Genomic DNA, 22,152 nt, shown 5'->3' on the forward strand with positions numbered 1-22,152 from the left:
GGATGTCTGCGTGGTTATCGGGATCTAGCGATCCTCAGCCGCCATCATACTCCTTTCAACAGGTTCGACATGCAGTCAAGGCCTGACGCGTGATCCACCGCGCAGGCGCTCGTGAAACCATTTCTCGAAACGGAGACATTCGAATGACCAGACATGCTTGGAAATCGCCGTTTGCCTTGAAATCGACTATCGCGGCCGTTTTCGCGGTCTCGCTGCTCGGCAGCACCGCGGCGCTCGCCGACACGGTCACCGACGCCACGGTTGCCTTCCTGATGCCCGACCAGGCATCCACCCGCTACGAGCAGCACGATTATCCCGGCTTCGTCGCCGAGATGAAGAAGCTCTGCCCGGGCTGCAAGGTGATCTATCAGAACGCCGATGCCGATGCGGCGCGCCAGCAGCAGCAGTTCAATTCGGCAATCTCGCAAGGCGCCAAGGCAATCGTGCTCGACCCGGTCGATTCGACCGCCGCCGCCTCGCTGGTGAAACTCGCGCAAAGCCAGGGCGTCAAGGTCATCGCTTATGACCGGCCAATCCCGACGGCGCCCGCCGATTTCTACGTGTCCTTCAACAATGAAGGCATCGGCAAGGCGATCGCGGATTCCCTGGTCGAGCATCTGAAGGCACTCAAGGTCGATCCGGCCAACGGCGGCCTGCTGCAGATCAACGGCTCGCCGACCGATGCCGCCGCCGGCCTGATCAAGAAGGGCATCCATGAGGGCCTCGACAACAGCGGCTATCCGATCCTGGCCGAGTTCGACACACCGGAATGGGCGCCGCCGAAGGCCCAGCAATGGGCGAGCGGCCAGATCACCCGCTTCGGCACCAAGATCCTCGGTGTCGTCGCCGCCAATGACGGCACCGGCGGCGGCGCGATCGCTGCCTTCAAGGCGGCCGGCGTCGATCCGGTTCCGCCGGTGACCGGCAACGACGCGACCATCGCTGCCCTGCAGCTGATCATTGCCGGCGACCAGTACAACACCATCTCCAAGCCGAGCGAGATCGTTGCGGCCGCCGCGGCCAACGTTGCCGTCAAGCTGTTGTCGGGCGAGAAGCCGAAAGCCGAGATGACGCTCTACGACACGCCCTCGCAGCTCTTCACGCCTGCGGTGGTGACGCAGGAGAACCTCAAGGCCGAGATCATCGACAAGAAGATCAACACGGCGGCGGAACTCTGCGTCGATCGTTATGTCGAGGGCTGCAAGAAGCTCGGCATCACCAACTGATCATAGAGCATCCGGCCGCCCGTCGGGCGGCCGGATGTCCATGGAACGACTGTCAAGAAAGGCGGTGCATGAGCGAGAGTCCTGAAAGGTCGGCTTCCGTCGGCGAGCTGGTGCTCAGCCTGCGCGGCATATCGAAGAATTTCGGCGCGGTCTCGGCGCTGACCGATATCGATTTCGACGTCCATGCCGGCGAGGTCGTAGCCCTGGTCGGCGACAATGGTGCGGGCAAGTCGACGCTGGTCAAGATCCTGGCCGGCGTGCATCAGCCGAGCTCGGGAACGATCAATTTCCGCGGCAGGCCGGTCACGCTGCCCGATCCGCGCGCGGCCCTGACGCTCGGCATCGCCACGGTCTTCCAGGATCTCGCGCTCTGCGAGAACCTCGACGTGGTCGCCAACATCTTCCTCGGCAACGAACTCAGCCCCCTGCGGCTGGACGAGGTGGCGATGGAGATGCGCGCCTGGACGCTGCTCAACGAATTGTCGGCGCGTATCCCGAGCGTGCGCGAGGCGGTCGCCTCGTTGTCCGGCGGTCAGCGCCAGACGGTCGCCATCGCGCGCTCGCTGCTGCTCGAGCCGAAACTCATCCTGCTCGATGAGCCGACCGCGGCCCTCGGCGTCGCCCAGACGGCCGAGGTGCTCAATCTTATCGACCGCGTCCGCGCCCGCGGCCTGGGCGTCGTGATGATCAGCCACAACATGGAAGATGTCCGCGCCGTCGCCGACCGCATCGTGGTGCTCAGGCTGGGGCGCAACAACGGCGTCTTCGAGCCCGACGCCTCGAACCAGGATCTGGTGAGCGCCATCACCGGCGCGTCCAACAACGCGGTGTCGCGTCGAGCCGAGCGCCTGCGGGCGGAGCGCGATCATAGCGGCAGCGTACAGGCCGGGGAGCAACGCCCATGACGAACCTCAAGCAAAGCGCCTCCGCCCCGCTGGCGCTCGACCGTGCCGATGCGCGCGTGAGGCATGAAGCCGGCATCGGCGGAGCGGTCCGCGCCTTTCTCGATCGCGTGCGCAGCGGCGATCTGGGCTCGCTGCCAGTCATCGTCGGCCTCGTGGTGATCTGGACCGTCTTCACCAGCCTCAACCCGGTGTTCGTGTCCAGCAGCAATCTGGTCAATCTCCTGTTCGACTGCTCGACCGTCGGCGTCATCGCGCTCGGCATCGTCTGCGTGCTGATGGTCGGCGAGATCGACCTTTCCGTCGGCTCGATCAGCGGCTTCGCTTCGGCGATGGTCGGCACGCTCTGGGTCAACCAGGGCTGGCCGGTCGCGCTCGCAATCCTCGCAGCGTTGGCCTTCGGCGCCCTGATCGGCTCGCTCTATGCGCTGCTCTTCAACCGGCTCGGCATGCCGAGCTTCGTTTCGACGCTTGCCGGCCTGCTCGCGGTGCTGGGCATGCAGCTCTACATCCTCGGCTCGACCGGCTCGATCAACCTGCCATACGGCTCGGCGCTGGTGGATTTCGGCCAGTTGATGGTGATGCCGAAATGGGTCTCGCACACGCTGGCGGCGATCCCGGGCCTGGCGATGCTGGTCAGCGGGCTCCGCACCTTCGCGCGCCGCCGCGCAGCAAACCTGTCGACGCCGTCCGTGGCCGGGCTCATCCTGCGCGTCGCCGCCATCACCATCGGCCTCGAGCTGATCGTCGCCTACCTCAATCAGTCGCGTGGCATTCCGTGGATGTTCGGCCTGTTCGTCGGCCTCGTCGTGGCGATGAACTATGCGCTGACCCGGACCAAATGGGGGCGTTCGATGACCGCCGTCGGCGGCAACCGCGAGGCGGCGCGGCGCGCCGGCATCAAGGTGCGCGCCATCTATCTCAGCGCCTTCGCGCTGTGCTCGTTCTTTGCCGCGCTGGGCGGCGTGCTTGCGGCCGCGCGGCTCGCTTCCGCAAGCCAGCAGGCCGGCACCGGCGACGTGAACCTGAATGCGATCGCGGCCGCGGTCATCGGCGGCACCAGCCTGTTTGGCGGCCGCGGCAGCGCCTATTCCGCGCTGCTCGGCATCATCGTCATCCAGTCGATCGCCAGCGGGCTCACGCTGCTCGATCTGTCTTCGTCGCTTCGTTACATGATCACCGGTGCCGTTCTCGCCATCGCCGTGATCGTCGACTCCCTTGCGCGCCGCTCCCGTGCCTCGCACGGCCGCGCCTGAACAGTTCAAACGAGAAGGGTACACATGGCTCACAATCTTTCGGGAAAAATCGCCGCGGTCACCGGCGCGGCATCGGGCATCGGCCTCGAATGCGCCAGGGCGATGCTTGCCGCCGGCGCCCGCGTCGTGCTGGTCGACCGCGCGGAGGACAGGCTGAAGGAGGTCGTCGCCGAGCTCGGCGACGGCGCGATCCCGCTGGTGGTCGATCTCACCAGCCCCCCCAGCGTGGCGACCATGATGCCTGCGATCCTCGACAAGACCGGCCAGCTCGACATCTTCCACGCCAATGCCGGCTCCTATGTCGGCGGCGAGATCCTCGATGGCGATCCCGACGCCTGGGATCGCATGCTGAACCTCAACATCAATTCAGTGTTCCGCTCCGTGCACGCCGTGCTGCCGCATATGGTCGGACGCAAGACCGGCGACATCATCGTCACCAGTTCGATCGCCGGCCTCGTCCCTGTCGTCTGGGAGCCGGTCTACACGGCCTCGAAACATGCCATACAGGCCTTCGTCCATACGCTGCGCCGGCAGGTCGCCAAGCACGGGCTGCGCGTCGGCGCCGTGGCGCCGGGGCCGGTGGTGACGGCGCTGATCAGCGACTGGCCGAAGCAGAAGCTCGAGGACGAGCTGGCGGCCGGCGGGCTGATGCAGCCGACCGAGGTCGCCGACGCCGTCCTGTTCATGCTGACGCGGCCGAGAAACATCACCATTCGGGATCTGGTGATCCTGCCGCAGAGCAATGATTTGTGAGGAAGTAGGGCAGTAGGGCAGTAGGGCAGTACGGCAGTAGGTGAAGGGCCTTCGCCCTTGCGACCGACCGCTCACGACTGACAATCTCCTACTGCCCTACTGCCCTACTGCCCTACTGCCCTACTGCCCTACTGCCCTACTGCCCTATTTCTGAGGTCCCCCATGCCTTCCCACTTCCTCGGCATCGATGTCGGCACCGGCAGCGCGCGCGCCGGCGTCTTTGACGAGCGCGGCGAGCTGCTCGCTTCCGCCAAGCGCGACATTGCGCTCTTCATCGAGCCCGGCGAGATCGCCGAGCAGTCGAGCCGCGATATCTGGCAGGCGGTCTGCGCCAGTGTGCGCGAGGCGGTCGCGAAATCGGGTGCGGACCCGCGGGAGATCGGCGGCATCGGCTTCGACGCGACCTGTTCGCTTGTGGTGGTAGGCGACGACGGCGAGCCCTTGCCGGTCGGCCGTTCGGGAGACAGCGACAGGAACATCATCGTCTGGATGGATCACCGCGCCCTCGACCAGACCAGGCGCATCAACGCCCTTAGGCATCCCGTCCTCGATTATGTCGGCGGCGTCATCTCGCCGGAAATGGAGACGCCGAAGCTATTGTGGCTGAAGGAAAATCTCCCCCGAACCTTCGCCGGAGCGAGGCATTTCTTCGATCTCGCCGATTACCTCACCTGGCGCGCCACTGGCAGCCTTGCCCGCTCGGTCTGCACGCTCGCCTGCAAATGGACCTATCTCGGCCACGACCGGCGCTGGGACGAAAGCTATTTCCATGCCGTGGGCCTTGGAGAGCTCGCCGATGAAGGCTTTGCCCGCATCGGGACCGACGTGGTCGATCCCGGCACGGCGCTGGGCGGCGGCCTGACGGAAGCGGCGGCCGCTGAATTGGGACTGGTCGCGGGCACGGTCGTCGCTGCCGGATTGATCGACGCCCATGCCGGCGGCGTCGGCACCGTGGGCGCCGCGGGCGACGCCGGCACCGTCTCCTCGCGCATGGCCTATGTGCTCGGCACCTCGGCCTGCACCATGGCAAGCAGCGAAGGCCCGGCCTTCGTGCCGGGGGTGTGGGGGCCCTATTATTCCGCCATGGTGCCGGGGCTCTGGCTGAGCGAGGGCGGCCAGTCGGCGGCCGGCGCGGCCATCGATCTGCTGGTGCATTTTCATCCGGCCGCGGCCGAGGCTTCCGCGCGCGCCGCGGCCGAAGGCACATCGCTGGTCGATTGGCTCGCCGCTGCCGCCACGGCGGGCTCGCCTGACCTGTCGGCCGCCGCCACGCTCGCGGGAAGCATCCATGTCGTGCCCGAATTCCTCGGCAATCGTTCGCCTTTGGCCGACCCCGATGCGCGCGGCCTGATCGCCGGGCTCGGCACCGACCGTTCCGTCGAAAGTCTCGTCGGCCTTTACGTGGCCGGGCTTTGCGGCCTCGGCTATGGCGTGCGTCAGATCGTGGCGGCGATGGCGTCGTCCGGTCTTGCCGTCGATACCATCGTCATCAGCGGCGGCGCCGGGCAATCGCCGCTGGTGCGCCAACTGCTTGCCGACGCCGCCGGCTTGGCGGTCGCCGCGTCGCAATCGCCCGAACCGGTGCTGCTGGGTGCTGCGATGCTCGGGGCTGTCGCGGCCGGGCGTTACCCCGACCTTTCGAGCGCCATGCCTGCCATGTCCCGGCTGGGTAACGTTTTCACACCTGCGAACGGCGCCATGCGGGCGTGGCACGACAAGCGTTACGAAGCCTTCCTGGCGCTCCAGGCGGTGGGTCGCACCATACGTTGAGTAGAGTGTCAGCGCCGGAAGAGCGAGGGAACCTCGAACGGATCGGGCGCCGGCTCCTGCGGCAACGTGCCTTCGGCCCTGCGTAGTGGGTCAGTTTGAACTTGGCGAGAGGAGAAGCCGCGCAAGGTGACCGTCGATAGGAAGGTGGATTTGCGGTGTGGATAGCATGTGGATCACCTCTTGCGTCCGCGCATCCGCGAAATCGATGTCATCCCGCAATTCAACGAGATCCGCCCATTCCTCCACGTCCTTGGCGCCAAGCTTCCCAGCCAGAAAGCGCAAGAGAACGCTTCGAATGCGGTCGTAGGTTAGCCTGACCAGCGGTTTTGGATGGTCCCAATCCAACGGCGCTAGGAGCGTTTCAAGTTCGGCAACCGACCGATCGAATTCAACCAGTGAGCGGATGATACAACGCCGTTCTTCCTCTCGCATCCCTTCGCCTTACGCTCCCCGCTTTTTTGTGGCGATTATCTGATTGACGGAATGTCGGCGGCTTCCTCTTGAGTGGCAATGCGCATGACGCGGACGGCGTTGCCGATCACGTCGGTGCGTCGCTTCTGGCGTTTAGGTCGGGTTGGCTTTGGTCAAATCCGCTAATTCGGCCTTCGCTTCATCCAACTCGGCTTCCCACTTCGCTATTTTCTCGGGAGTTGGTTCCCAGATTTCCGGGTCGCCCGTCGACAGCGCCTCAACCATAGCCGAGGCAGCTTCAATTCGTGCCTCTGCCGCTTGGCGGAGGAGCGCAGTGATAATGTCACCAGAATCGTTGGTTTGTTCACTCATATGGCGAGCATATGGGAGTTCGGCGGCATAGGCGATACCGCTCATGCGGACGTGCAAATTTCAAACTGAGACACTTACCCCTCGGGTCTACGCGTCCGCTGCGCTCTCGCCCGTCCATGACGAAGTCTATGCAAAATCCGCGTGACAAAGTTTGACGTTTACGTAAAAAGAAGGCGCGAAATCGACGCATGGTTTCGCTTCGGTCAGACGCTAGGTTTGGCCGGAAGGGAGGAGGAGCAGACATGTATCGCGCGCCGGTCGAGGACATCGCCTTTACGCTCAAGCACGTAGCGGGGCTGAAGCCTGCACTGGACGCTGGCATTTTCGGCGATCTCGGCGAGGATATTGTCAATGCGATCTTGGCCGAGGCCGGGCGCTTCGCCAGCGAGGAGATCGCTCCTCTCTATAAGATCGGCGACGAGCGTGGCGCAGTGCTGAAGGATGCGGCCGTCATCACGCCGCCCGGCTGGAAGGAGCTTTACCGGCGCTGGATTGAGGGCGGCTGGAACGCGCTGTCCGGTCCTGAGGAATTCGGCGGCCAGGGCCTGCCGAGCATGCTCGGCGTCGCCGCGCTCGAAATGTGGAATTCCGCCGCCATGGCCTTCGGCATTGGCCCGACGCTGACCATGGGCGCGGTCGAGGCGCTCGACAAACACGCCTCCGAGGAACTCAAGGCCAAATACCTCGCAAAACTCGTCTCGGGCGAGTGGATGGGCACGATGAATCTGACCGAGCCGCAGGCAGGCTCGGACCTCGCGGCCTTGCGTACACGCGCCGAGCCGGTCGGCGACCGCACCTATCGCATCTTCGGCCAGAAGATCTTCATCACCTATGGCGAGCACGATTTCACCGACAACATCGTGCATCTGGTGCTGGCGAGGTTGCCCGACGCGCCCGCCGGCACGCGCGGCATCTCGCTGTTTCTGGTGCCGAAGTTCTTCGTCAATGACGACGGCTCGCTCGGCGCCCGTAACGACGTCTTCTGTTCGGGCCTCGAGCACAAGCTCGGCATCCATGCCTCGCCGACCTGCACCATGATCTATGGCGACGGTTTTCAGGGCGCGACGCCCGGCGCCATCGGCTGGCTGATTGGCGAGGAAAACAAGGGGCTGGCCTGCATGTTCACCATGATGAACAACGCCCGCCTCGCTGTCGGCATGCAGGGCGTGGCCGTCGCCGAGACCGCCACGCAAAAGGCGATCGCCTATGCCAATGAGCGCCGCCAGGGCAAGGCCTCGGATTATTCGGGCTCCGGCATGGCGCCGATCGTCTATCACCCGGACGTGCAGCGCAATCTGCTCACCATGAAGGCGCTGACCCAGATCGCGCGCTCGATCAGCTATTCCTGCGCGCATGCGATCGACCGCGCGCGCGTCGGCGAGGGCGAGGCAGGGGCCAAATGGCATGACCGCGCCAGCCTGCTGACGCCGCTCGCCAAAGCCTTCTCCACCGAGGTCGGCGTCGAGGTCGCCTCGCTGGGTGTCCAGGTTCATGGCGGCATGGGCTTCATCGAGGAGACAGGTGCCGCGGCCCTTTACCGCGACGCGCGCATCGCGCCGATCTATGAAGGCACGAACGGCATCCAGGCGATCGACCTCGTGGCGCGAAAGCTGGCGCTCGGCGGCGGCGAACATGTGCATTCCTATATCGGCGAGTTGAAAGCGGCGGCCGATGCGGTTCGCACCTCCAACATCGACGGCTTCGGCCGCACCGCCGACAATCTCGACTGCGCGCTGGCCGATCTCGACGAGGCGACACGCTTCCTGCAGAAGCTGATGGCCGAGGGCAAGGCCGACACTGCGATGGCCGGCGCCACGCCCTATTTGCGCCTGATCTCGTTTGCCGCCGGCGGCGCCTATCTGGCGCAAGCGGGGCTCGCCGACCGCGGCCGCATCCCGCTCTGCCGCTTCTTCGCCGAAAACCTGCTCGGCGAGACGCGCGCCTTGAAGGAGCGCGTCATCGACGGCGCCGAAAGCCTCGCCGCCGCCGGTAAGGCGCTGATTTCCGCTTAAGCATCCTGACGTTCAAAGGGCCAACCGTGACAGACCACATCCTCGTCGATCGCCAGGGCGCCGTACAGATCATCCGCATCAACCGCCCCGACAAGAAGAACGCGCTGACCCGCGCTATGTATGCGAAAATGTCGGCCGCCCTTGCCGAAGGCGATGCCGATCCGGCGGTTCGCGTGCACGTCTTCCTCGGCGTTCCGGGCGCCTTTTCTTCCGGCAATGACCTAGCCGATTTCCTGGTCATCGCCACCGGCGGCGAAGGCGGAAACGAGGTCTGGGATTTCCTGATGGCGCTGGCCAAGGCTGAAAAACCGATGGTGTCGGGCGTCGACGGCATCGCCGTCGGCATCGGCACCACGCTCAATTTGCACTGCGACCTGACCTTCGCCACGCCGCGCACGCTGTTTCGCACGCCCTTTGTCGACCTCGGTCTGGTGCCGGAAGCCGGCTCCAGCCTGATCGCGCCGCAGCTCCTCGGACGGCAGGGCGCCTTCGCGCTGCTCGGCCTCGGTGAGGGTTTCTCGGCCGAGCGCGCCAAGGCCGCCGGTATGATCTATGAGGTCGTCCCGGAAGACTCTCTCGAAAGCGCCGTGCTAGCTGCCGCCAACGGCATCGCCGCCAAGCCGCCGCAGGCGCTGAGGATCGCGCGCGACCTGATGCGCGAGCCGCGCGACGAATTGGTCGCCCGCATCAAGGTGGAAAGCGAGCATTTCCGCGAGCGGCTGAAGTCTGATGAGGCTCGCGCCGCGCTGACGGCCTTCATGACGCGTAAGAAGGGATAGACTAGAAGCCTGCGGGCGAGGGTACCCCGCCGCAGCAGGCGCCGGCCGAATCACGTCAGCTTCTTAACGGCCTGTTCGTCCAGCGCCTTGCCGAAAGCCTCCGGTGTCCAGCCGGCTTCGAGCGCGCGATGAAACAGCGCCTGCTGCGTTTCCGGCGCCAGCCCGCCGATCGGTGGATCGCGATCGAGATTGGTCGGGAAGGAATAGCCTTCGGCGGTCGACGCGATCGCGTTCGCGGCCTCAGCTTTCGAGATCGCGCCCGCGGCCAGCATCCTCTGGATCGCCGGGTAGAGTGTGCGGCACATCCTCGTGCGGTCGACACTTTCCATCGCGCGGCCATAGGCTGACGAGACCTGCAGCAGATTGGCCATGCGGCGGATGTCGGCGGATCGGTTGTTGCCGGCGGCATGGAACAGGGCCGGGTTGAAGAAGGCCGCGTCGCCCTTCTCCAGCGCAAGCTGCACATGATGTTTGGCGAAATATGCCCTGAACTCCGGCAGGCCTGTGGCGAGGTAGCCCGGCAGATAGGCTTGCGAATAGGGGAGATAGAGCGTCGGGCCGCTCTCCAGCGGCATGTCGCAATGGGCGACGGCTCCCTGCAGCGTCAGCACCGGCGAAATGCTGTGTACATGCACGGGATAGCGCTCGATGATTTCGGGCGTTTGAAAGCCCAGATGATAATCGCGATGCGCCGATTGCGCCGCGCCGCCGGGGTTCACGGAGTTGATCTGCGACGTCATCTGATAGGCCGGACCGAGCCAGGCTTCCGAGATGAGCGCGATGATGTCGTTGCCGTAATAGGCGGCGAAGGCTTCGGGGTCGCGCAGGCAGAATTTTTCGAGCGCATTCCAGATGCGGTCATTGGCGCCCGGCTTGGCGAAATGGTCGCCGCCACCGGTGCCGGTCGCATGCTGCTCGGCGATCATCTCGTTGAACAGCCTTGTTGCGATGTCGACCGGCGCCGTATCGGCAAACGCCTTCTTGAAAGCCACGACGCCCGGCCCGCCGGTCAGCGCCTCGACCCATTCCGCCAGCAGTGCCTTTCGCGTCTCGGGATCGGTCGCCGCCTTGCGGACTGCGTCGCCGTCATAGATCAGAACGTTCTTTTCGACGCTCGCGGCGAAGGGGTAATCGGCAGGATTGGTCGTTTGCCCGACGATCGCCCGGAAACCCTCGATGTCGCACTGAGCTTTCGTCAGCCAGACCCGCTCGGACCTGATCTTGACTAGGTTGTCGGCCTTCATGACGCATCCTCCTGTTGCCGTCGTGGTTCTCGCTGCCGTATACCGCAATCTGGGGTGCTCGTTGCCTCTGAAACACCTTAAAAACACCTCAGAAGATGTCCCGCTCTTTTCTCCTCAAGGATATCGCCCTCCAGGCTGGGCTCAGCCTCGCGACCGTCGATCGCGTCCTCAACGAAAGGCCGGGTGTTCGCGAGCACACCATCCGCCGCGTCAGGCAGGCCATCGGCGAACTCGAAAAGCAGCGCGAGCAGATCGGCCTTTCCGGCCGCAAATTCGTCCTTGATGTCGTCATGGAGGCTCCGTCGCGCTTCAGCGAGGCGGTTCGTCGGGGCTTGGAACAGGCGATGCCGTCGCTGCAGCCGGTGATATTTCGTGCCCGGTATCATTTCGCGGAGACGCGCGGAGTAGGCGATACGGTGGCGATCATCGAAGCGCTGCAGCGCCGCGGGAGCAACGGCGTGTTCCTCAAGGCTCCCGATGTCGCGGAGGTGAGGGGCGCGACCGCACGGCTCGTCGGCGCCGGGGTTCCCGTCGTCGCGCTGGTGACGGATCTTCCCGATACCGGCCGCTCGGCCTATGTCGGCATGGACAACCGGGCGGCCGGCGAGACTGCGGCCTATCTTCTCGGCGAATGGCTCGGCGACGGTCCGGCACGCATTCTCGTGACCATCAGAAGCAACCGTTTCCGCGGCGAGGAAGAGCGCGAGATGGGCTTCAGGCAAGCGCTTCGCGAACGCTATCCTGCGCTTGGCATCGTCGAGGTCAGCGAAGGCCACGGCCTCGACCGCAACACCGGTATGCTCGCGCGGGCGGCCTTGCGGGAGCATGCCGACATTGCCGGCGTCTATTCGATAGGAGGCGGCAACCGGGCAGTCGTCGATGCTTTCGCCTCGCTCGGCCGCCCCTGCCGCGCTTTCGTTGGTCACGACCTCGACGCCGACAATCTCGAACTCCTGCGCGCCGGCCGCATCAGCGCCGTGCTGCATCACGATCTTGGCCAGGACATGCGAAACGCATGCCTGCACATCATGCGCGCCCACGGATTGCTGCCGAAATCGCCTGTCTCCGGCATGGCCAACATCCAGGTCATCACTCCTTTTAACCTGCCGCAGACGGCGGCAAGGCTCTAGGGCAGCGCTGCGTTACCTCAGGGATAGAGCCGCGTCTTATCCCATCCGCCCTCGGCGTTGCGTGAAAAGACAACGCGGTCATGCAGCCGGAAAGGCCTGTCGTGCCAGAACTCGATCGTCTGCGGCAGGATGCGGAAGCCCGACCAGTATTTCGGCCGCGGGATGTCGCCGATGGCGTAGCGCGCCGTGTACTCCGCCACCGCCTTCTCCAGCGCGAAGCGGCTCTCCAGCGGCCGCGATTGCTTCGAGGCCCAGGCGCCGATGCGGCTGCCGCGCGGCCTCGTCGCATAATAGGCGTCGGCCTCCGCGTCGCTGACGATCTCCACCGGCCCGCGCACCCGCACCTGGCGGCGCAGCGATTTCCAGTGGAAGCACATCGCCGCCTTCATGCTGCCAAGAATCTCTCGGCCCTTGGCGCTCTCGAAATTCGTGTAGAAGACAAACCCCTTTTCGTCGAACCCTTTGAGCAGCACCATCCGTACATCCGGCATGCCGTCGGCGTCGACGGTCGCCAGCGCCACGCCGTTGGGATCGTTGGGCTCGCTTTTGCCGGCATCCTCCAGCCATGCGGCAAAGAGCCGGAACGGCTCCCCGGCATCGGTGAAGTCACCGCTTGTTAACTCAGTTTCGTTCATAGTTTTCCGAATTTTTACCGTTGCGGGAGGAGTTCGCCGATTGTTGCGTATCGCGCAAGCTTTTGACAGCAGGCAACGGAGCGTTATCGCTTCGGCCAGCGTCAAGGCTATGGTCGTGACGGCGGCCCTTTCCCTTGCCGGCTGCGGCGCCGGCGGCTTCAGCCTGGAAAAGATCGATGTCGACCGCTCGATCGTCACCTCCAGCACGCCCTCCTCGCCTGCCGCTCCGGCGACCGCCGACAAGGACTCCGACCAGACCACCATCGGCAACGCCGTTTCCTCGGCCGACATCAAGGAACTCGGCGGCCAGCCGGTGCCATGGGCCAATGCCGGCACCGGCTCGCGCGGCGCGATCACCGAACTGGTGGAACTGAAGGATGGCGGCCTGACCTGCCGCCGTTTCAGCGCCACGCGCGAGAGCTTCGACGGCGTTGCCCTCTACAAGGGCGAGCTCTGCCTCGCCGGCGCCGGCGGCTGGCGCATGCAGGAATTCAAGGCGCTCTGAATTCAAGACGCTTTGAATTTCGGGCGCTAATTGCCCTTGCGCTACTGGAATTTCTTCCTATGGGAGCGCATATAGGGGGCGACCACAATCCATTCTCTCTTGCAGGCAGGAAGCATGCGCGACCCCTATGAGGTGCTGGGCGTTGCCAAGAACGCATCGGCCAAGGACATAAAATCGGCTTACCGCAAGCTCGCCAAGAAATATCATCCGGACCAGAATCCGAATGATCCCAAGGCGAAGGACCGTTTTGCCGCCGCCAACCAGGCTTACGAGATCGTCGGCGACGAGAAGACGCGCGCCGCCTATGATCGCGGCGAGATCGACGCCGACGGCAAGCCGAAATTCCAGGGTTTCGAGGGCGCGGCCGGTGGCGACCCGTTCGCGGGTTTCCGCCGTCAGCAGGGCCCGGGCGGCGCGCATTTCGAATTCCGCACCGGGCGTCCGGGCGGCGATCCGTTCGACGGCAACAGCGACATCTTCAGCCAGATCTTCGGCGAAGCCTTTTCCGGCGCCCGCGGCGGCCGGGGCGACCGCCGCCAGCCGATCCAGGCGGCCGATCTCAACGTCACCATGGACATTAGCGTCGAGGAGGCGGCCACCGCTGATAAGGTGACGGCGATGTTCCCCGACGGCCGCAAGGTGGCGGTCAAGCTGCCGGCCTATGTCGAAGACGGCCAGACGATCCGCCTGAAGGGCCAGGGCGAGCAGGGTCCGGGCCAGCCGGGCGACGCGCTGGTCAAGATCCATATCCGCCGCCATCCGCGCTATCGCATCGAAGGGCGCGACCTGCATGTCGATCTGCCCGTCGATCTGGCCGATGCCGTGCTCGGCGCCAAGGTGGCGGTCGAGACGCCGACCGGCAAGCTCGCGGTCAACGTTCCGGCATGGTCGAGCTCTGACAAGGTACTGCGGATCAAGGGCAGGGGCCTGCCGGAAAAGGCCGGCGGCCATGGCGATCTCTATGCCCATGTGCGGTTGATGCTGCCGGAAGGCGGCGATGCCGAGCTTGAGGCCCTGATGCGCCGCCGAAAAGGCTGATTGCGGGAATTTTGTTCCTGTTACAGTGTCTTTTGGGCGCTTGAAGGGGCTTTGTGCCTGTGCGATAGGGCTCTCCACAAAGCAGATACTCTTGCGGAGAGCTTGCACATGGCAGGTGGACAGGGCCTGATGGCCGGTAAGCGGGGCCTGATCCTGGGTGTCGCCAACAATCGGTCGATCGCTTTCGGCATCGCCAAGGCTTGCGTCGATCACGGCGCCGAAATCGCCCTGACCTATCAGGGCGAGGCCTTCAAGAAGCGCGTCGAGCCTCTCGCGGCGGAGCTCAACGCGCATGTCGCGGGCCATTGCGACGTGACCGATCCGGAAAGCCTCGACGCCGTTTTCGCCGATATTGCCAGGCACTGGGGCAAGCTCGACTTCCTCGTCCATGCGATCGCCTTCTCCGACAAGGACGAACTCACCGGCCGTTATGTCGAGACGACGCGCGACAATTTCCTGCGCACCATGGACATCTCGGTGTTTTCCTTCACCACCATCGCCAAGCGCGCCGAGCCGCTGATGAGCGAAGGCGGCTCGCTGTTGACGCTGACCTATTACGGTGCCGAGAAGGTGATGCCGCATTACAACGTCATGGGGGTCGCCAAGGCGGCGCTCGAGGCCAGCGTGCGCTATCTGGCCGTCGACCTCGGCGCCAGGAAGATCCGCGTCAACGCGATCTCCGCCGGCCCGATCAAGACGCTCGCCGCCTCCGGCATCGGCGACTTCCGCTACATCCTGAAATGGAACGAGTACAACGCGCCGCTGAAGCAGACGGTCACCCAGGAAGAGGTCGGCGATTCCGGTGTCTACTTCCTGTCGGACCTGTCGCGCGGCGTGACCGGCGAGGTCCATCACGTCGATTCCGGCTATCATGTCGTCGGCATGAAAGCCGTCGACGCGCCGGATATCTCGACCGTCAAGGAATAGTCCTCTCCTCCGCCTATCCTCCGTCCAGGCCCTCGCCCGACCTCCGGAAGATCTGATGTACCCGCTCGTCTACATCGCGCGCCACGGCCAGACCGAGTGGAATGCCGAGCATCGCCTGCAGGGCCAGGCCGACACGGACATGAATGCGTTTGGCCGCGAGCAGGCGAGGCGCAACGGCCGACGGCTGGCCGAACTCATCGGCAAGGCCGACGGTTTCGATTTTGTCGCCAGCCCGATGCGGCGCACGCGCGAGACGATGGAGCTGATGCGCGAGGCGATAGGGCTTGACCCTTTCGCCTACCGAACCGATGCGCGCCTGGTGGAGATAAGTTTCGGCGATTGGCAGGGCTTCACCTTCGCCGAGCTCGAGGAACGTGCCCCCGGTTCAACCGACGGCCGCCGCCATGCCAAGTGGGATTTCCAGCCGCCCGGCGAGGGCGCCGAAAGCTACGAAATGCTGCTCGAGCGGATAAAGCCGTGGTTCGACGCGCTGCGCCAGCCGGCCGTCTGCGTCACCCATGGCGGCGTCATCCGCTGCTTCTTCCGCCTCGTCACCGGCATTTCCAAGCAGGAGGCCGCCAGCCTCGACGTCCCGCAGGACCGGCTGCTGCGGCTGGAGGGCCGGAGTTTGGAGTGGTTGTAACAAATTGCGGCGTGGCAAATTCAGGTCAGGCCGAGTCGAGAAAGGTGGATTCCGAGAACCGGAGCGGAGCGTACTTCAGTACGTGAGCACCGGAAGCGCAGGAAGCCGCCTTTCGCAGGCCGGCCTCACCTGAATTAATTTTGGTCGCTGTCGGGCAACTGCATGTCCGTCACGACATTCTCGCCATTGGTCACGTCATAGGCGATGACGATGTCCATGCCGGGCTTCAGCGAGTCGATATCGGTCTCGGCGTTGAGCTTGTAGGCCTTGCCGTCGTCCAGCGTCAGCGTCAGCGTGTCCTTGTCGACCTTCTTGATCAGGCCTTCGGTCTGGCCGGCGAACGCGGCAGCGGTGGAAATCAGCAGCATGGCGCAGGCGGCGCCAATCAGGGTACGCATCGTCGTCCTCTTTGGTCATTGCGCCGGTTCGTCAGCGGCGGGTCCTCAACGGCGGTTGGGAGGAGAGCAGAAACCAACCGAATGTGTCAAAACTAAATCCGCCAGATCACAGTTTGATGCATCCGATCACCGTTTGACCACTGTGGAAAACGCCAATAGAAGGCAGCCTTAAACCGGGTTCCCTCACCGGGGCAGGGCGTATTCGCATGTCGCACAACACCTTCGGCCATCTCTTCCGCGTCACCACCTGGGGTGAAAGTCACGGCGCCGCGCTCGGCTGCGTCGTCGACGGCTGCCCGCCCGGCATCCGCTTCAGGCGCGAGGACATCCAGGCCGAGCTCGACCGCCGCCGCCCCGGACAGTCGCGCTTCGTCACCCAGCGCCGCGAGCCCGACGAGGTCAAGATCCTGTCCGGCTTCATCCTCGACGAGGACGGCGAGACGATGATCACCACCGGTACGCCGGTGTCGATGCTGATCGAGAATGTCGACCAGCGTTCCAAGGATTACGGCGAGATCGCCCGCCAGTACCGGCCGGGCCATGCCGACTACACCTATGACGTCAAATACGGCGTGCGCGACCATCGCGGCGGCGGCCGCTCCTCGGCGCGCGAGACGGCGGCACGTGTGGCGGCCGGCGCGTTGGCGCGTAAGGTTGTGCCCGGCCTGACGGTGCGTGGCGCGCTGGTCTCGATGGGCGAGAAATCGATCGACCGCACCAACTGGAACTGGAATTTCGTCGGCGACGCCGAAAACCCGTTCTTCACCCCCGATCCGGCTTCCGTTCCGGTCTTCACCGCCTATCTCGACGGCATCCGCAAGGCCGGCTCCTCGGTCGGCGCGGTGATCGAGATCGTCGCCGACGGCGTGCCGGCAGGCCTCGGCGCGCCGATCTACGCCAAGCTCGACCAGGATATCGCCTCGGGCCTGATGTCGATCAACGCCGTCAAGGGCGTCGAGATCGGCAACGGCTTCGAGGCGGCCCGCATCACCGGCGAACAGAACGCCGATGAGATGCGCATGGGCAATGACGGCAAGCCGGTATTCCTGTCCAACAATGCCGGCGGCATCCTCGGCGGCATCTCGACCGGACAGCCGATCGTCGCCCGCTTTGCCGTCAAGCCGACCTCCTCGATCCTGACCCCGCGCCAGTCGATCGACAAGGACGGCAAGGATGTCGAAGTGATGACCAAGGGCCGCCACGACCCGTGCGTCGGCATCCGCGCCGTCCCGATCGGCGAGGCCATGGTTGCCTGTGCGATCGCCGATCATTATCTGCGGCACAGAGGACAGACGGGGAAGGCAGTAGGCAGTAGGGATTAGGCAGTAGGCCGCCCGACACAGCCGTTTTCTTCTCTCCTACTGCCTACTGCCTAATTCCTGCGAGCAAAGCGAGCGCGCCCATGCCTTACGACCAGAAGAAGATCGTCGAAGCGATCCGCGCCTTCGAGCGCGGCGAGATCGTCGTCGTCATGGACGATGACGGGCGCGAGAACGAGGGCGACCTGATCGTCGCCGCCGTGCATTGCACGCCGGAGAAGATGGCCTTCATCGTGCGCAACACCTCCGGCATCGTCTGCACGCCGATGCTGCGCGAGGATGCCAGGCGCCTGAACCTCGCGCCGATGGTGGCGGACAATGATTCCGCCCACACCACTGCCTTCACCGTCAGCGTCGACTTCAAGCATGGCACCACGACCGGCATTTCCGCCGACGACCGCACGCTCACCGTTCGCAACCTCGCCAACGGCAATGTCGGCCCGTCGGATTTCGTGCGGCCCGGCCACATCTTCCCGCTGATCGCGCGCGAAGGCGGCGTCTTGATGCGCTCCGGCCACACCGAGGCCGCGGTCGATCTCTGCAAGCTTGCCGGCCTGCCGCCGGTCGGCGTCATCTCCGAACTGGTCAACGACGACGGCACGGTCAAGCGCGGGCCGGAAGTGCAGGCTTTCGCCGAGGAACATGGGCTGAAGCAGGTCTCGGTCGCCGACCTCATCGCGTACCGCCAGCGCAAGGAAACGCTGGTCGAGCGCGTCGCCTGCTCCGACATCGACACGCCCGGCGGCAAGGCGCAGGCCTTCACCTACACGCTGCCCTGGGATTCCATGCACCACCTCGCGGTCGTCTTCGGCGACATCCGCGACGGCGAGGAGGTGCCGGTGCGCCTGCATTCGGAAGACGTCGTCACCGACGTCTTCGGCACCAGCCATCGGCTCGACGGCATCATGAAGGCGATGGGCGAGCGCAAGCGCGGCGTCATCGTCTATCTGCGCGAGGGTTCGGTCGGCGTCGCCCATCAGGAACGCAAGCGGCCGCAGAGCGGTGACCACGAGGATCATGAGGAAGCGCGCCGCCGCGAGAACGAGTGGCGCGAGATCGGCCTTGGGGCCCAGATCCTCAGGGATCTCGGCATTTCCTCGATCAACCTGATCGCCTCGCGCGAGCGCCACTATGTCGGCCTCGAAGGGTTCGGCATCCATATCGCCAAAACAGAAATTCTCTGACGGGCTGATCGAAACTCGCCGGAGAACAGAGGATGAGTGGGCCGCTACCTCCCAGCCAGCGGACCGAACGATTGCTGTTGCGAAAGCCGCGGCAGACTGATCTCGACTTTCTGGCCGATCTGTTTTCCCGGCCCGAGCTGGTCGCGCATCGCCCCGATCCGACACCCGACTCGCCGCAGCAGAGCGCCGCTCGGCTTTCCCGCGATATCGATCACTGGGACGGGCACGGTTTCGGCCGCTGGGCGGTCGAGGCGGATGGCGGACTGATCGGCTTCGGCGGCGTCACCGTCTCGAACGAATTCCAAGGCCTGAACCTTTCGTATCACCTCCATCCCAACAGTTGGGGGCGCGGCTATGCCAGCGAAGTGGTCATGGAAGCGTTGCGCGCGGCATTCGTAACCTTGGAGACGAAACGCGTGATCGCTTTGGCGCGGCCCGCAAATCCGGCCTCGCGCCGTGTGCTGGAGAAATGCGGCTTCACCTTCGAAAATGACGTGGTGCTGCATGGCGCGCCGACGGGGCTCTTCGTCGTCACGGCGGCGAGCTATCCGGGGCGACAACAGGCCTGACGCCCGGCGCTTCGCCGGGCATGTTCGATCATTCCGCCGGGGCGACCGCTTCGTCGCGATCCACGGCGCAATCGTTTGTTGCCAGCCGGCATTGGCCCGCAAGCACGGTCGCCAATGCGATCGCGCCGGACGCCACCGATACCCAGAACCCGTTCTGCGGACCGAAAGTGTCGACCATCCAGCCGGCGGCGAAGGAGCCCAGCGCCATGCCGATCCCGATGCCGGTCGTCACCCAGGTGACGCCTTCGGTGAGCATTGCGGCCGGCACGTGGCGTTCGATCAGGCCGAAAGCGGTGATGAAGGTCGGCGAGATCGCGACGCCGCTGACGAAGACCGCGAGCGCCAGCGTCGGCACCGTGTCGGCAAAAAGCAGCGGCAAGGTGGTGAGCGCGATCACGGTGACCGCAGCCGCCAGTTGCCGCTGCAGCGGCGCCTTGAGGCTGAGCGCGCCGACGATGATGCCGAGCACGAAGGATCCAAGGGCATAGACGCCGATGACCAGGCTTGCCGCCTCCGGCTGGCCGAGCGCCTTGGTGATGGCGACCGTGGTGACTTCCGTGGTGGCGAAGGTCGCGCCGACGAAGATCAGCGCGAAGGTGATGATCTGCACCGGTCGCAGGCGGATCGCCGAACCGGCCACGCCCTGCTCGGTGGGGCGGACTGGCGGTTCGGACGAGCGCTGCAAAAGGAATGCCGCGGAGCCGAGCGCAAGCAGCAATGTGCTGACCACCATGCCGGCTTCCGGGAACAGCGCCGCACTCAGGCCCACCGACAGCGAGGCGCCGGCGACATAGACCAGTTCGTCCGCGGCCGATTCGAAGGCGAAGGCCGTGTTGAGCTCCGGCCGGTCGCGGAAGATCTCCGTCCAGCGCGCTCTGACCAGCGCCGGAATGCTGGGCATGGCGGCGGCAAGCAGGGCGGACAGGAACAAGGTCCATGCCGACCAGTGCTGGTTGGCCGCGACGATCAATGCCGCGAAGGCAAGCACGGAAACCAGCGTCGTCGGCGCGGCAATCGCCGTCTGGCCGCGCCGGTCGACCAGCCGCGATACCTGCGGCGACAGGAAAGCATTGACCAGCGCATAGGTCGCGGAGACCGCGCCGGCGAGCCAATATTCGCCATGCGTCTGCGACAGCATCGCCACGATGCCGATCGGCGCCATGGCGATCGGCAAGCGCGCGATGAAGGCGGCCACGGCGAAGCCTTTTGTGCCGGGAGCCCGGAAGATTTCTGCATAGGGGTTTCGCATGATCCTGCTCCTCGACAAGGGTGTATACCACAATTACATACGAAGCGTATGAATGTCAGATAATTCATACGTCGCGTATGTCAATCGGCATACGAGACGTATGTGAATAGGTCCAGAGCCATGCACAAACCGCGTAAGGAGATGATTGCCGAGACGCGTGCCAAGCTGATCGCGGCTGCCCGCCACGCCTTCGGCACGATCGGCTATGCCGAGGCCTCGATGGACGATTTCACCGCCTCGGCCGGCCTGACGCGCGGCGCGCTCTACCATCATTTCGGCGACAAGAAGGGGCTGCTGCAGGCGGTGATCGCCGAGATCGACCGCGAGATGGCGCTGCGGGTGAACGAGGTTGCGTCGAAAGCGCCGACCCGCTGGCAGCGTTTCGTCGACGAATGCACCACCTATATCGAGATGGCGCTCGAGCCGGAAATCCAGCGCATCATGTTCCGTGACGGCCCGGCGGTGCTCGGAGACCCGGCGCAGTGGCCGAACGCCAATGCATGCACCGCCTCGATGACCGAGCATCTGACCAGGCTGCAGGAAGAGGGCGTGGTCGTCGCCGACGTCGATCCCGAGACGGCCTCGCGGCTGATCAATGGCGCCAGCAGCCAGGCCGCGCAGCGCATCGCCAATTCCAAGGATCCCGAAGCCACGTCGAAGAAGGCGATCGCGGCCTTCAAGCAGCTGCTCGAGGGCTTGCGAAAAAAGTTTTGAGGCCACCCTCGGGTAACCAAGTCACCACGTTGTGCACCGGTTTCGGGCCAACGCAACCCTGCCGTGATTGACAATCGCCGGGACAGGCGCATCCTCCCCGGCCATCCTCTAAGGGTGGGAGAGTCGGGGCCATGTGGGATTTCAGCATCGGCCGGTCGGTGTCCATCATGATGCGGACATGGCCGTTCATCGTCTTACGCATGATCGTCTATTTCGGCATCACGATTGCCTACATCATGGCGACCGGCACGGGCGCCAGCGTCGGCTACGGCGTCGGCCACATCTCGACCGATCCCGACGGACCAATGTCCTTCGCACTTTGGGGCGGCGTGGTCGGCTTCGGCATCGTCTCGATCGCCGTCTACTGGATCCGCGAATACATCCTCTATGTGCTGAAAGCGGGCCATATCGCCGTCATGGTGCATCTGATCGACGGCCATGACGTTCCCGACGGCCAGGGCCAGATAGCCTATGCGAAGGAAGTGGTCACCCAGCGCTTCGCCGAGGCCAATATTCTTTTCGTCGTCGACCAGATCGTCAAGGGAGCCGTCCGCGCCATCACCGGCCTGATCGGCGGCATCGCCGCCTTCCTGCCCATTCCGGGTTTGAGCGGGCTGGTCAGCTTCATCAACACCGTCATCCGCATCTCGCTGACCTATGTCGACGAGATCATTCTCGGCTACAACATCCGCATCAATTCGAACTCGCCTTTCGAGACGGCGCGGCAAGGCGTCGTGCTCTATGCGCAGAACGGCAAGCACATGGTCAAGAATGCCGTCTGGCTGGCGGTGATCATGTGGGGCGTGTCCTTCGTCATCTTCCTGTTGATGTTGGCGCCCGCCGCCGCGATCCTCTGGGTCATGCCCGGACAATTGGCCGGCTGGGCCTTCGTGCTTGCCATCGTCTTTGCCTGGGCCTTCAAGGCCGCCTTCATCGAGCCTTTTGCAATCGCGTCCTTGATGCAGGTCTATTTTGAGGCGATCGAGGGGCAGGCGCCGAATCCAGAATGGGACCGCCGGCTCGCCGAGGCCTCGTCCAAATTCAGGGAACTGCGCGACAAGGCGCTGGGCTCCTTCGGCGGCTCGCGCTGGGATACGCCCCGGGCCGCTTGATCGG

The 22,152-nt window shown here is 64.7% G+C and carries 23 protein-coding genes; 17 read left to right on the top strand and 6 right to left on the bottom strand.

Going from position 1 to position 22,152, the window contains the following annotated elements; genetic code table 11:
• The first annotated feature begins 143 nt into the window (after nucleotides 1-143).
• From ACVMIM_RS14230 to ACVMIM_RS14250, 5 genes are all read left to right on the top strand, one after another.
• On the top strand, nucleotides 144-1,226 hold the full coding sequence (locus ACVMIM_RS14230) for an ABC transporter substrate-binding protein (RefSeq protein ID WP_476112646.1): 1,083 nt from the start codon (nucleotides 144-146) through the stop codon (nucleotides 1,224-1,226).
• A 68-nt stretch (nucleotides 1,227-1,294) separates the two neighbouring features.
• The gene (locus tag ACVMIM_RS14235; RefSeq protein ID WP_476112648.1) at nucleotides 1,295-2,131 is read left to right on the top strand and encodes an ATP-binding cassette domain-containing protein; all 837 of its coding nucleotides are present in this window, start codon (nucleotides 1,295-1,297) and stop codon (nucleotides 2,129-2,131) included.
• Entirely contained in the window at nucleotides 2,128-3,384 is a 1,257-nt protein-coding gene (locus ACVMIM_RS14240; RefSeq protein WP_041002457.1) for a sugar ABC transporter permease, read from the top strand. The genes ACVMIM_RS14235 and ACVMIM_RS14240 overlap by 4 nt, the downstream gene beginning before the upstream one ends.
• Before the next feature lie 24 nt (nucleotides 3,385-3,408).
• Nucleotides 3,409-4,137 carry an SDR family oxidoreductase gene (locus ACVMIM_RS14245; protein WP_476112650.1) on the top strand — a complete coding sequence of 243 codons (729 nt, stop codon included), beginning with the start codon at nucleotides 3,409-3,411 and terminating at the stop codon, nucleotides 4,135-4,137.
• Nucleotides 4,138-4,287: 150 nt separating this feature from the next.
• On the top strand, nucleotides 4,288-5,907 hold the full coding sequence (locus ACVMIM_RS14250; protein ID WP_476117222.1) for an FGGY-family carbohydrate kinase: 1,620 nt from the start codon (nucleotides 4,288-4,290) through the stop codon (nucleotides 5,905-5,907).
• 90 nt (nucleotides 5,908-5,997) lie between these two features.
• Here ACVMIM_RS14250 and ACVMIM_RS14255 read toward each other — a convergent pair whose 3' ends face one another.
• Nucleotides 5,998-6,339, bottom strand: coding sequence for a hypothetical protein (locus ACVMIM_RS14255; protein ID WP_476112652.1), 342 nt, complete (start codon nucleotides 6,337-6,339; stop codon nucleotides 5,998-6,000).
• Nucleotides 6,340-6,471: 132 nt separating this feature from the next.
• The gene (locus tag ACVMIM_RS14260) at nucleotides 6,472-6,735 is read right to left on the bottom strand and encodes a hypothetical protein (protein WP_476112654.1); all 264 of its coding nucleotides are present in this window, start codon (nucleotides 6,733-6,735) and stop codon (nucleotides 6,472-6,474) included.
• A gap of 197 nt (nucleotides 6,736-6,932) precedes the next feature.
• Between ACVMIM_RS14260 and ACVMIM_RS14265 the strand changes: the two genes are divergently transcribed.
• Nucleotides 6,933-8,702: an acyl-CoA dehydrogenase family protein gene (locus ACVMIM_RS14265; protein ID WP_476112656.1), complete on the top strand. Its 1,770-nt coding sequence runs from the start codon at nucleotides 6,933-6,935 to the stop codon at nucleotides 8,700-8,702.
• A gap of 26 nt (nucleotides 8,703-8,728) precedes the next feature.
• Nucleotides 8,729-9,481 (top strand): crotonase/enoyl-CoA hydratase family protein, encoded by a 753-nt coding sequence (locus tag ACVMIM_RS14270; RefSeq protein ID WP_476112658.1) that lies wholly within the window; start codon nucleotides 8,729-8,731, stop codon nucleotides 9,479-9,481.
• A gap of 50 nt (nucleotides 9,482-9,531) precedes the next feature.
• Here the strand turns inward: ACVMIM_RS14270 and ACVMIM_RS14275 are convergent, their stop codons facing one another.
• The gene (locus ACVMIM_RS14275; RefSeq protein ID WP_476112660.1) at nucleotides 9,532-10,725 is read right to left on the bottom strand and encodes a phytanoyl-CoA dioxygenase family protein; all 1,194 of its coding nucleotides are present in this window, start codon (nucleotides 10,723-10,725) and stop codon (nucleotides 9,532-9,534) included.
• Between the two features lie 95 nt (nucleotides 10,726-10,820).
• On the opposite strand from ACVMIM_RS14275, the gene ACVMIM_RS14280 reads away from it, so the two are divergent.
• Nucleotides 10,821-11,855: a LacI family DNA-binding transcriptional regulator gene (locus ACVMIM_RS14280; protein WP_476112662.1), complete on the top strand. Its 1,035-nt coding sequence runs from the start codon at nucleotides 10,821-10,823 to the stop codon at nucleotides 11,853-11,855.
• 17 nt (nucleotides 11,856-11,872) lie between these two features.
• Here the strand turns inward: ACVMIM_RS14280 and pdxH are convergent, their stop codons facing one another.
• On the bottom strand, nucleotides 11,873-12,601 hold the full coding sequence (pdxH, locus tag ACVMIM_RS14285; RefSeq protein ID WP_476117223.1) for a pyridoxamine 5'-phosphate oxidase: 729 nt from the start codon (nucleotides 12,599-12,601) through the stop codon (nucleotides 11,873-11,875).
• On the opposite strand from pdxH, the gene ACVMIM_RS14290 reads away from it, so the two are divergent.
• From ACVMIM_RS14290 to ACVMIM_RS14305, 4 genes are all read left to right on the top strand, one after another.
• Nucleotides 12,531-12,995 (top strand): RT0821/Lpp0805 family surface protein, encoded by a 465-nt coding sequence (locus ACVMIM_RS14290; RefSeq protein ID WP_476112664.1) that lies wholly within the window; start codon nucleotides 12,531-12,533, stop codon nucleotides 12,993-12,995. The two genes, pdxH and ACVMIM_RS14290, sit on opposite strands and share 71 nt — an antisense overlap.
• A 114-nt stretch (nucleotides 12,996-13,109) precedes the next feature.
• The gene (locus ACVMIM_RS14295) at nucleotides 13,110-14,033 is read left to right on the top strand and encodes a DnaJ C-terminal domain-containing protein (RefSeq protein ID WP_041002444.1); all 924 of its coding nucleotides are present in this window, start codon (nucleotides 13,110-13,112) and stop codon (nucleotides 14,031-14,033) included.
• Nucleotides 14,034-14,141: 108 nt separating this feature from the next.
• A complete protein-coding gene (fabI, locus tag ACVMIM_RS14300) occupies nucleotides 14,142-14,960 on the top strand; it encodes an enoyl-ACP reductase FabI (protein ID WP_476112666.1) in 819 nt (272 codons plus the stop codon).
• A 55-nt stretch (nucleotides 14,961-15,015) separates the two neighbouring features.
• Nucleotides 15,016-15,603: a histidine phosphatase family protein gene (locus ACVMIM_RS14305; RefSeq protein WP_476112667.1), complete on the top strand. Its 588-nt coding sequence runs from the start codon at nucleotides 15,016-15,018 to the stop codon at nucleotides 15,601-15,603.
• Between the two features lie 134 nt (nucleotides 15,604-15,737).
• Here the strand turns inward: ACVMIM_RS14305 and ACVMIM_RS14310 are convergent, their stop codons facing one another.
• Nucleotides 15,738-16,001, bottom strand: coding sequence for a DUF1344 domain-containing protein (locus ACVMIM_RS14310; protein WP_041002438.1), 264 nt, complete (start codon nucleotides 15,999-16,001; stop codon nucleotides 15,738-15,740).
• A 206-nt stretch (nucleotides 16,002-16,207) separates the two neighbouring features.
• Here ACVMIM_RS14310 and aroC point away from each other — a divergent pair, with 206 nt between their 5' ends.
• The 3 genes from aroC to ACVMIM_RS14325 all read left to right on the top strand — a co-directional run bounded on the left by aroC (nucleotide 16,208) and on the right by ACVMIM_RS14325 (nucleotide 19,073).
• Nucleotides 16,208-17,323 carry a chorismate synthase gene (gene aroC / locus ACVMIM_RS14315; RefSeq protein WP_476112669.1) on the top strand — a complete coding sequence of 372 codons (1,116 nt, stop codon included), beginning with the start codon at nucleotides 16,208-16,210 and terminating at the stop codon, nucleotides 17,321-17,323.
• 80 nt (nucleotides 17,324-17,403) lie between these two features.
• Nucleotides 17,404-18,504 (top strand): 3,4-dihydroxy-2-butanone-4-phosphate synthase, encoded by a 1,101-nt coding sequence (gene ribB, locus ACVMIM_RS14320; RefSeq protein ID WP_041002434.1) that lies wholly within the window; start codon nucleotides 17,404-17,406, stop codon nucleotides 18,502-18,504.
• 32 nt (nucleotides 18,505-18,536) lie between these two features.
• Nucleotides 18,537-19,073 carry a GNAT family N-acetyltransferase gene (locus ACVMIM_RS14325; RefSeq protein ID WP_476112671.1) on the top strand — a complete coding sequence of 179 codons (537 nt, stop codon included), beginning with the start codon at nucleotides 18,537-18,539 and terminating at the stop codon, nucleotides 19,071-19,073.
• A gap of 28 nt (nucleotides 19,074-19,101) precedes the next feature.
• Here ACVMIM_RS14325 and ACVMIM_RS14330 read toward each other — a convergent pair whose 3' ends face one another.
• Nucleotides 19,102-20,322 carry an MFS transporter gene (locus ACVMIM_RS14330; protein WP_476112673.1) on the bottom strand — a complete coding sequence of 407 codons (1,221 nt, stop codon included), beginning with the start codon at nucleotides 20,320-20,322 and terminating at the stop codon, nucleotides 19,102-19,104.
• 120 nt (nucleotides 20,323-20,442) lie between these two features.
• Here ACVMIM_RS14330 and ACVMIM_RS14335 point away from each other — a divergent pair, with 120 nt between their 5' ends.
• Entirely contained in the window at nucleotides 20,443-21,036 is a 594-nt protein-coding gene (locus ACVMIM_RS14335; RefSeq protein WP_476112675.1) for a TetR/AcrR family transcriptional regulator, read from the top strand.
• Nucleotides 21,037-21,167: 131 nt separating this feature from the next.
• Nucleotides 21,168-22,148: a hypothetical protein gene (locus tag ACVMIM_RS14340; protein WP_476112677.1), complete on the top strand. Its 981-nt coding sequence runs from the start codon at nucleotides 21,168-21,170 to the stop codon at nucleotides 22,146-22,148.
• Nucleotides 22,149-22,152: the final 4 nt, after the last annotated feature.

This window comes from Mesorhizobium sp. USDA 4413 (genome assembly GCF_056280365.1).